Source organism: Ilyobacter sp. (assembly GCF_041583315.1).
Lineage (GTDB): Bacteria > Fusobacteriota > Fusobacteriia > Fusobacteriales > Fusobacteriaceae > Ilyobacter.
Map to the genome: position 1 here is coordinate 1 of NZ_JBFHGC010000394.1, position 2,740 is coordinate 2,740.

Annotated in this window: 3 protein-coding genes; 1 reads left to right on the plus strand and 2 read right to left on the minus strand. The window is 33.4% G+C overall.

Annotated elements, in window-relative coordinates:
* Window positions 1-127: 127 nt before the first annotated feature.
* Both ABZA26_RS11925 and ABZA26_RS11930 read right to left on the minus strand, forming a co-directional pair.
* Window positions 128-451, minus strand: coding sequence for a hypothetical protein (locus ABZA26_RS11925; RefSeq protein ID WP_372714739.1), 324 nt, complete (start codon window positions 449-451; stop codon window positions 128-130).
* Between the two features lie 104 nt (window positions 452-555).
* Entirely contained in the window at window positions 556-1,518 is a 963-nt protein-coding gene (locus ABZA26_RS11930; RefSeq protein WP_372714740.1) for an NADH:flavin oxidoreductase, read from the minus strand.
* Between the two features lie 799 nt (window positions 1,519-2,317).
* Here ABZA26_RS11930 and ABZA26_RS11935 point away from each other — a divergent pair.
* Window positions 2,318-2,740, plus strand: a 423-nt coding sequence (locus ABZA26_RS11935) for an ATP-binding cassette domain-containing protein (RefSeq protein WP_372714741.1), incomplete at its 3' end; no start/stop codon positions are given.

Here is a 2,740-nt window from a genome sequence, read left to right on the forward strand (position 1 = left end):
GTAGAAACTTTTGGAATTCTGGAAGTTGCAAGGACTGGAGTAACAAGCATGACAAGAGGAAGTGAAATGTAGCTCAAAAATTTTAATATAAAAAATCAGGATGTGTCCAAGGGGCACCCTGATTTTTTTATTTGTAATGTTTTTTTTTGTAATAAAAATTGAAAACACGGTTTCTCATAACAGGAATTTTCTTAAAATTTAATCGTGGATGTTTGCTTGTAACAGATCTAAAGAAAATATATGTATATGTGGTAAATGGGAGAGGAAACAAGACCATAATATAGGGGATAATAGATTTTTTTCTGATTTTTTGTGTCTTAAATTTTTTTGTTCCCATTTTTCCTAGCCATATGTTCTGCCAAATAGCCCCTATACATCCTACTAAAACAATGGCAATAGACAAAATTAACGTGGAATCAGTTATTATTATGAGGATTTTTCCTAAATTCATAGTTCCACACCTCTTCATGGTACAGACTTTTTAAAGTCCCATTAAGATAATTTACCGAGAATAGCTGAGATTCCTCTTAATCCCACATGGAACCAAATAAAATTTTAATTTTTTTTGATTAAGTTGTTTCTTTTTTTATACTGTTTTTCTGCCCAATGCATCCAGTGGGGCCTTGCAATAAGACCCCGTCCTATGGCCACAAAGTCAAGAAATTCATTTTCTATAAGCCAGCTGGCATCTTTTTCTGTTTTTATCTTTCTTACGCCTATAACCGGGATATTTATATGTTTTTTTATCTCTATTCCCAGATAGATGACCCAGTCCAGTAAAAAATCTTCAGGAATATCTATTTTGATCTCAGACTTGTAGGCAGGATCAGGAACTCCGCTTGAAACATGGAGAAGATCCACCCCTATACCCTCTAGATACTTAGCTATTTCCACTCCGTCTTCCAGATTGGGCTCGTTCCCACCTAATCTATATCCCAGAATGAAATTATCGTCAAAAAGCCCTCTGGTACGTTCTACAAGCTTTCTGTTAAAGTACATTCTTTTTTCAAATGTCCCGCCGTATTTGTCTGTCCTGGTATTCCAGAGACGGGAATTCAGCTGGGAGAGGAGATAAGTGTGTGCTCCGTGAATCTCTATTCCGTCAAAACCGCATTTTTTTGCCCTGTGGAACGCATCTACAAACTGATCCAGTATTTTATCGAGAACTTCCTCTTTTACAGTGGCTATATCCTCTTTAAATCCCGCATGGTGGATCTGTATCAATGCAGGGACACCCCATTTACGGCAGATTTTTGCTATTTCAGATAGCCCGGGAATGAAGCTGTCGTCCCATATCCCTATCTGATTTGGACGGAGTTTCCCATCTGGAGCCACACAGGAAGCTTCTACAATTATGAGTCCGACACCGTTTTTGGCTATATCCTCATACCAATCTACAAGTTCTTTTGTCACTAGCCCGTCTTTTTTTACAAGGGAAAATCTTACCATGGGTGGAAGGACAATTCTGTTTTTTATATTTATATTTTTTATTTTATATGGCGAAAAAATTGTAGTCATGCAGCCTCCGATATTATTTGAAAAGTTTATTTTTAAGTTACCTTAAGATTTTATCAAAAAATCAGGAAAAAAACCAGATAAACAATGTTCTGTGAAAAACTATAAACTAATAGTTTGTAGTTTAAAAAAAATTTAATGATGGAAGAAGGGATGCATTATCAAATAAAATGGCCTGTTAAAGAGCGATCATTTTTATATAGAAATAAGGTCTTTTGTTAATTTTATATCAATATCTTTGGTATATGATTCTGCCTAAAATTATATAAAAAAAATAGTTGAAAAAAAGAACGTTTAGTAGTAATAATACTTATTATATGATATTTATAGTGTGGAAATATTTAAAGATGAATCAGGTGAAAATGACATTTTAATCTACATAAGTGAATAAAATATTTTAATGTGACAGGGGGAGTGAAAAAATGAATTCTTTTAAAACTATTTTTGATTTTTTATTCGGTGGATTGGCAATGGTAGGTCTTATTATTTGTATTTCTGAGCTTTGTTTTGGACACAAGAAGCCAAGGATGAAGTAATGATAAAAAAATAATATATAAATCTAAAAAGAATAAAATTAAAAAACGGGTCTTTAGACCCGTTTTTTAATTACTAAAATTTATTTAATTCAAACTTGATATTAATAATTGATGTCCACCTGCAAATTAAGTCCTATAATTTGTTGAATATTCAATTTTTTATATAATAAAACCAATAAAACAACAATAAAGAATATTCAGATAAATTAAAAATTGTGATATAATATAATGAAATTTGATATATGATACACATGAGGAGGAAAATAATGATCGCAACAAGTAACCTTTCGATGAATTTTGGGGGAAGGAAGCTTTTCGAAGATGTAAATGTAAAATTTACTCCTGGGAATTGCTACGGATTAATAGGGGCAAACGGTGCCGGAAAATCTACCTTTGTAAGAATACTTTCTGGGGATCTCGATCCGTCAGAAGGAGAAGTTATTTTTGACAAAAGAAAAAGCATGGCAGTACTGAAGCAGGATCACTTTGCTTATGAGGATATTGCCGTTTTAGAAGTTGTATTAATGGGACACGAAGAGTTATACTCAATAAAAAAAGAACAGGAAGAACTATACTCAAAACCCGATGCAACAGACGAGGACTATGCTAGGGCAGGAGAGCTAACTGATAGAATAGAAGAGTTAGACGGATGGTCAGCAGAGACAAATGCAGAGAAAATTCTTATGGGA

Bases quoted from the DNA above. Each gene is read 5' to 3' on its own strand.
- ABZA26_RS11930 (WP_372714740.1), bottom strand. From the start codon at position 1,518: ATGACTACAATTTTTTCGCCATATAAAATAAAAAATATAAATATAAAA.
- ABZA26_RS11925 (WP_372714739.1), bottom strand. From the start codon at position 451: ATGAATTTAGGAAAAATCCTCATAATAATAACTGATTCCACGTTAATT.